Source organism: Frankia sp. CcMO1 (genome assembly GCF_977945845.1).
Map to the genome: position 1 here is coordinate 2480 of NZ_CDWTMG010000217.1, position 6609 is coordinate 9088.

At 72.8% G+C, this 6609-nt stretch carries 6 protein-coding genes; 4 read left to right on the plus strand and 2 right to left on the minus strand.

Translation table 11 applies throughout. The features are described 5' to 3' along the window. Positions 1–152: 152 nt before the first annotated feature. The gene (locus tag AC08OU_RS19730) at positions 153–1991 is read left to right on the plus strand and encodes an alpha/beta hydrolase (protein ID WP_476605517.1); all 1839 of its coding nucleotides are present in this window, start codon (positions 153–155) and stop codon (positions 1989–1991) included. Positions 1992–2498: 507 nt separating this feature from the next. Here AC08OU_RS19730 and AC08OU_RS19735 read toward each other — a convergent pair. Both AC08OU_RS19735 and AC08OU_RS19740 read right to left on the minus strand, forming a co-directional pair. Next, positions 2499–2858 (minus strand): (2Fe-2S) ferredoxin domain-containing protein, encoded by a 360-nt coding sequence (locus tag AC08OU_RS19735; protein WP_476605518.1) that lies wholly within the window; start codon positions 2856–2858, stop codon positions 2499–2501. A 134-nt stretch (positions 2859–2992) separates the two neighbouring features. Beyond that, a complete protein-coding gene (locus AC08OU_RS19740) occupies positions 2993–4090 on the minus strand; it encodes a GTP-binding protein (RefSeq protein ID WP_476605519.1) in 1098 nt (365 codons plus the stop codon). 308 nt (positions 4091–4398) lie between these two features. On the opposite strand from AC08OU_RS19740, the gene AC08OU_RS19745 reads away from it, so the two are divergent. From AC08OU_RS19745 to AC08OU_RS19755, 3 genes are all read left to right on the plus strand, one after another. Beyond that, a complete protein-coding gene (locus tag AC08OU_RS19745; RefSeq protein ID WP_476605520.1) occupies positions 4399–5082 on the plus strand; it encodes a hypothetical protein in 684 nt (227 codons plus the stop codon). Positions 5083–5201: 119 nt separating this feature from the next. Continuing rightward, positions 5202–5810, plus strand: a complete 609-nt coding sequence (locus AC08OU_RS19750) for a copper resistance CopC family protein (RefSeq protein WP_476605521.1) — start codon at positions 5202–5204, stop codon at positions 5808–5810. A gap of 68 nt (positions 5811–5878) precedes the next feature. Next, positions 5879–6508 (plus strand): copper chaperone PCu(A)C, encoded by a 630-nt coding sequence (locus AC08OU_RS19755; protein WP_476605522.1) that lies wholly within the window; start codon positions 5879–5881, stop codon positions 6506–6508. Positions 6509–6609: the final 101 nt, after the last annotated feature.

Below are 6609 nucleotides of genomic sequence, written 5' to 3' on the forward strand. Positions count from 1 at the left end.
TTTACCAACAGGCTCTAAGGGGCTCGCTGGCCTCGGTCACGGTAACGTCCTAACACTCCCATCGACCGGCCTCTTGGATGGAGATTGCGCATCGTTGCCGATCCACGATGGCCTGCGCGCGTGACCTGCGACGAACCGGAGCTGGCGACACTATGACGGCAGTGGCCGGCCCTGCCCGGGCGGACAGGAGCGCCGCCGCGAAGGCGGACCAACCCCGCCCGCGGCGGGGTCTGGCACTGCCCGCCGCGCTGGCTGCATGGCGGCGGCGTCATGGCCGGCTGCCCGGGTGGCTGTGGTACGACACGGTGGGGGTGTCGGCGGCGACGCTGTTCGTCTGCATGTCGCTGACACCGTCGCTGCTTCCGAGGGGACCCGCGCTACAGGGCTGCCTGTCCGGGATCAACGCCGCCGCCGGCTACGGCTGCGGCTGCCTGCTGCGACATCTTGTCGTGGCAGCAGGTAAACGACTACCCGTCCCGGCGCTCCGACGACAGGTGCGTGTCGCGGCGCTGTGGCTGGTCGCCGTCGCCGCACCCGCCGCGGTGATCGTGTTCCTGGTCGCGTCGCGACGCTGGCAGCGCCAGGCGCACCTGCTGGTCGGTTTGGAGGAACCCGGGCCGTCGTCACCGATGCTCCTGCTGGCGGTCGCGGTCACCATCTTCGCCGCGCTCGTCCAGGTCGCCCGAGGCTTCCGGTTCGCCGTGGGCCTGGTGTCGCGGAGACTCGCTCGGCGGATGCCTCCGGTCGTCGCCGGTGTCGCCAGCGTCGCACTCGTAGTCATGGGCTCGGGCATGTTCATGGACCAGGTCGTCAAGCGGACGGCGTTGGCCGTGGTCGACGAGGCCTTCAGCGCCGCCAACGACGGCACCGAGCCGGGCGTGCACCGCCCCACGAGCCCACTACGCTCCGGCAGCCCCGGCTCACTGGTCCGGTGGGAGGATCTCGGCCTGCAAGGACGCAGCTTCGTGGCCGGCGCCCCCACGACGGCACAGATCAACGGCGTTACCGGCCGGCCCGCGACCGAGCCGATCCGTGTGTACGTCGGTCTGGACACCCCTGGTGCCGGCGACGCGGCCCTGGGCGGTCTCGGCTCGGCCGCCGCCGAAACCCGTGACCCGGGCAGTGCCGAGAGCATCCGGCGACGGGCCGCGACCGCCGTCGCCGAGCTGGACCGAACACGCGCCTTCGACCGGGGCGTGCTGTGCGTGGTCACCACGACGGGCACCGGGTGGGTCGACCCCCACGCGGCGCGCGCCCTGGAGTACCTGCACGGCGGGAACACCGCCATCGTGGCGATGCAGTACTCCTACCTGCCCAGCCCGCTGTCCTTCCTCTTCGACGACCAGCGCGCCGAACTCGCCGGTCGGGAACTGTTCAACCAGATCTACGACCGCTGGCGCACCCTGCCACCCACCAGCCGCCCCCGCCTGCTGGTGTTCGGCGAAAGCCTCGGCTCCAACGGCGGCCAGGCCGCGTTCACGGACCTGCGTGCCATCCGACAGCGGGCCGACGGCGCCCTGTTCGCCGGGCCACCCGACTCCAACCAGCTCTGGCGCTCCATCGTCGACCACCGCGACCCCGGCTCACCCGAACACCTGCCCGTCTACGACGCCGGAACCACCGTCAGATTCGCCGACGACCGCGACGACCTCACCGCAGCCGGCAGCCGCTGGCAGGCGCCGCGCGTGCTGTTCCTCCAACACGCCTCCGATCCCATCGTCTGGTGGTCTCCCCACCTGCTGTTCACCCGACCCGACTGGCTCAGCGAGCGCCGCGGCGACGACGTCTCCCCAGCGATGTCCTGGTACCCCATCGTCACCTTCTGGCAAGTCACCTCCGACCTGATCCACGCCAATCAGGTCCCACCCGGCTCAGGCCATCGCTACGACGACAGCGTCGTGGACGCCTGGGCCGCGATCGCCCCACCCCGCGGCTGGACGTCCAGCGACACCACCCGCCTACGCCTCACCATGAGCAGGCTCGTCTCGTAGCAGGTTCACCACGACGGCGGTGGGCATGCCGTTCGTCTGGGGCCGGGTGCCCGGGCGATGTCCCGCACGCGTACTGGACGCCGACCTCGCCTGGCTCGGCAGCATCGTCACCGGAGATCGCGGCCCCCGCGCCACGGGAGCGGACCGCGCAGGCCCGCACACCGTGAACACATCGTGAGCAGCGACGATGAACGCGACGATCAGAGTTGCAAGCGCGAGGGAGTCGATGACGAAGGCAGCCTGAGGCAACCATGCCGACAGATCCAGCAACCCGACGAAACCTGCCAGCAGCAATCGCACAGATCGAGGCCCCCGGCGTGACATAGGACCAGTGTGCCCCCGCGCCCCCGGCCGTGCGAAACAGTTTGCGCGCCCTGCAGGTGCAGGCCGGCCGGCACTTCGGTGAGGGGGCGGGTGCTGACCGTATCTGGCGCCGGCCGCGGTGTGGCACGTGGTCGAGATCCCGGTGAGGCGTCCGCCGGTCGCACGAGGTTGCTCGCCCTTTGATCACTCCGGCCGAGGACCGCGGCGGGTGCGGGAATCAGCCGCCGTCTCAGCGAAGGCTGGGGGCAGGCCGGCGCCGCCGAGGAGCGTTCTGGCCGGTCCCGGGCCGGGTAGCCACCCGGCGAGTTCCGACAGGCGGCGTGTCCGGTGCATGTGGCCGAGGGCGCGGTACTCGACGTAGGCGCTGCCCTGCCAGCCGAGCAGCACGAGCCCGGCCTGGTCGCAGTTGCCCAGGCAGCCGCAGGTCACCAGCACCCCGCCCGGCGTGCGCCGGATGGCCTGACGCAGCTCGGACAGGTCGAGCTCCTGAACATCGCTCGATCGGTACGCGCCCAGGCAGCGGCCTCCGGTACAGACCGCCACCACCGGCCCCGGCGGGTCGGCATGCGGCGCCCTGTGGCGCGATGCGCCCTGGCCGGCCGGGGGGACGTCACGTGCGTGCCCGTCCGGTGCGACGCGGTGGCGTCCGTTTCGTTGCGGGCGGGGTGGTCGGTGCATCAGGCGGCCTCCTCCTGGTCGCCGAGCCACGGCTCGAAGCCGTCCTGCCGCCCGGCCCACCAGCCCAGGCCCCGCGCCAGTTCGGCGTCGGTCAGCAGTGCCCGGTCGAACGCCCGGCCCAACAGGTCGGGGTCGAGTCCTGATCCGGTGATGACGAGCCGGGTCCGCCGGCGGAGGCCGTTCCAGCTGCCGATGCTGCCGATGGACAGTTGCCGACCCGCACCGTCCCAGGCGCCGAGGGTGTCGGGGCGGGTGGGCAGCCAGAAGTAGCCACGGCCGCGCAGCGGCCCGCAGGCGAGGGCCTCCATGCCCTCGTGCAGGCGGTCCGGATGCACCGGGCGCCAGGAGTCCAGGTCCAGCGTCCAGAAATTGTGCGAATCCACGCCCGTCGCCACCGGAGCGGCACGGCGCAGGTCACCACGCGGGTCGTCGAGCGGCCTTCGCAGGTGGAGCAGGCCGTCGGGGCGAAGTTCGTCAAGGGTCCGCGTCACCGCCGGGCTGAGGTGCGCCAGCAGGGCGGCGGCCCGCGGTGCCGGTGGGTCGTCGGAGGTGACGAGCACGTCGGCGTACTCCACCTGATGCGCCAGGGCCTCGCCGACCGCGCGGCGGTCGCCGGCGGCCATCTCCAGCCCGCGCTCCGCGAGGAGATCGTCCCCGAGCAGGTCGCACTCGGCCGTGGACGGATCGATCACGGTCAGCACCGCCGACGCCATGGCTGGCGAGCCCTCCCCGAAGGACTGGATCGCGCGGACGACGGGCAGCGCCTCGGCGGTGACCGGCAGCGCCAGCACGACGGCGCGCGGGCGGCGCCCGGTTCGGCCGGGGTCGGTCAGCCGCCGGATCGCGGGCAGCACGTCCTCCCGCAGCGCACAGGACAGGCAGGCGTGGTCCAGGTCGAGGGACTCCCGCTCGATCACACCATCGAGGTCGTGCACCGTGCGGCGCAGCGCCGGGCCGGCGCCGGGATCGGGATTCAGGTCGTGCTGGAGCACGACCGCGCCGGGCAGGTCGCACAGCAGCGTCGCGGCCGTGACGTCGCGCAGCACGGGGTCCATCGAGCAGACGGTCAATACGGGAGTCGGCTCGGCATATCTCATACTGATAATCACTATCATGTAAAGGGTGCCTGTGTCTGCTCGCTTGCATGGTCACCGGAGCCACTTCCGGTTTCGGAAACGGGTTCCGCACTCCCGCCACCGGACCAGGCGGCGTGGCACACCGCGGCCAGCTTCCCGGCATCACCAGGTCCAGCTGGTGACAGGCGGTTCTGAGTACCGTTGGTACGGGCGGGGCCTGGTCTCGGTTCATGGTCTGGTCCGCCGTCGCAGTGTGGGAATTGCGGGCTTTCCGGGCCGAGGGCTCGCGGGGTAGCGTTCGCGCCGTGATTGCGCCGGCGAGCGGAGGGGTGCGTCTCGGACGCGCGCTCGCGCTCGCGTCGGCCGTGACCGTGCTGTCCGGTTCGGCCCACGTCGCGGCCGGGGGCGCCGCGCCGGGACCGGTGGCGATCGGCCTGCTCGCAGTGGTGATGGCCGCGGTTGCGGTGCAGGTCGCGCGCCGCAGGCTGGGTCTGCCGGCGCTGCTGGGGGTTCTGGCCGCCGGGCAAGTGATCCTTCACTACGGGCTGGAGTTCACGGCCGCCGCCGCGGGTTGCGCGTCCCCGCGCGGGACGTCGGCCGGTGGCCACACCATGCACGCCGGCCCCGGGGTGGGCAGCGGCGGCCTGACCTACGTCGACGGGAGTCCGTGCGCGGACGGGGGCATGGCGATGACCGGTCCCCTCGACGGCTCCGCCGTCGACGCCGGTGCGGGCTGGTGGATGATCGCGGCGCACGCCGTGGCCACCCTCGTGGTCGCCGCGTTGCTCGCCCGCGGCGAGCGTGCCGTATGGGCAATCGCCGGCTTCTGGGCGCGGATTCCCTTCCGTGCGCTCATCGAGGCCGCGCCGCCGGTGTGGGCGCTCCGCCTACTGCCGGTCTCGGCGGACGCACCGCGTCCGACCGGTCGTGACACCTACCTTCGGGTCTCGCCACGCCGCGGGCCACCGGCACGGACAGCCTGTCCGGCGCTCCTCGTCGCCCGCACGTCCTGAGCGGTCCTGGAGCCTGAGGCCGTTGTGCGCTCGGGGTCGGGGATTTCGCGCGGCGTCCGGTGGGAGCGCGCCGTTCGCGTCCGTCGTTGACGGGCGGATGCCCCGCCGAAGGGTCTGTCATGTCGACCAGGTCGACCATGTCCGCGCCTCGACGCCTGTTGCTCCAGGTCGGTACCCGCGTGACTTGCGTGGCGTTTGCGTTGTTGGTCGTGTGTTCCGTCGCCGTCCCGGCGTCCGCGCACACTGAACTCGTCGGCACCTCGCCGGCAGCGCAATCGACGGTGCAGGCGCCGCCGGCCGAGGTCGTGCTCACCTTCAGCGACCCGCTGCTCCCGCTCGGGTCGGTGGTGCGCGTGACCGACGCCGCAGGCGCGACGGTCGCCGTGGGGTCGCCCGCAACGAGCGGCGGGCAGGTCGTCCAGCGGCTGGCACCAGGTGCGGCGGCGGGAGCGGTCACGGTCGTGTGGCGGGTCGTCGCGGCGGACGGGCATCCGATCCAGGGCACGTTCCCGTTCTCCGTGTCCGGTGCGGGACCGACCGCGACCGCCCCGGCGACCGCCGCCCCGGCTCCGGACGCCACAGCGGGCGCGTCGCCGGACCAGGTCGTGCCAGTCGACGCCGGGTCGACCCCGGAGTCACCCGGCCGACTGCTTCCGGCACTCGCGCTCATCGGCGGCGGCGCGGGCCTGGCCGCCGCGTTCCTCGCCGTGCGCAGGCGCAAGTCCTGACGCCGGCCAACCATCACGGTCTTTCGAAACCTGCGGACGGGGTCACCGTCCGCCGCAAGGGAGTTGTCATGAACGTTGTTTCCTTCCACCGTTCTTCGGGTCGTGCGCTCGGCGCGGCCGCGGCCGGTCTCGCGATCGCGGTGTCCACGGCCGCCTGCGGCGACGACGCCGCGACGGCGTCCGCCGCACCGACGATCGCCGAGACCACGTCACCCGCCGCGGCCGTCACGATCACCGATGCGTGGGTCCGCGCCGCGGACACCGGGATGACGGCGGCCTTCGGCGTCCTGCGGAACACGACCGACCGTGAGGTGCGCATCGTCTCGGCGTCCTCGCCCGCCTCCACCCGGATGGAGTTGCACGAGGTCGTGCCCGGTGCGGGGAGCACGATGCAGATGCGGCCCAAGACCGGTGGCATCGTCCTGCCGCCGGGCGGGTCACACGAGCTCAACCCGGGCGGGGACCACCTGATGTTCATGTCGCTGACAAAGCCGATCAAGCCTGGCGACGACGTGGCGATCACGCTCGCCACCGCCGCCGGGACCACGGTCCCGATGATCGCGTCCGGCCGGGCGTTCACGGGCGGCAACGAGGACTACGCCCCGGGCGCGGGCGGCATGGACATGGGCGGCATGACGCCGGCCCCTTCGGCGGCACACACCGCTCCCGCGCCGAGTGCGGCTCCGACCACGCCGTGACCGGGGACCGCACCCAGGACAGGACGGGCGAGCGCCCGGCGGGCCTGCGCCGCCGGGCGCTGCTGGCCAACGGGATCGGCGCGCTCGGCGGTGCCGCCGCC

What these genes read in the sequence shown, in the direction of transcription:
- AC08OU_RS19755 (WP_476605522.1), top strand. Translation starts at nt 5,879, where the DNA reads ATGAACGTTGTTTCCTTCCACCGTTCTTCGGGTCGTGCGCTCGGCGCG.
- AC08OU_RS19730 (WP_476605517.1), top strand. Translation starts at nt 153, where the DNA reads ATGACGGCAGTGGCCGGCCCTGCCCGGGCGGACAGGAGCGCCGCCGCG.
- AC08OU_RS19740 (WP_476605519.1), bottom strand. Translation starts at nt 4,090, where the DNA reads ATGAGATATGCCGAGCCGACTCCCGTATTGACCGTCTGCTCGATGGAC.
- AC08OU_RS19750 (WP_476605521.1), top strand. Translation starts at nt 5,202, where the DNA reads ATGTCGACCAGGTCGACCATGTCCGCGCCTCGACGCCTGTTGCTCCAG.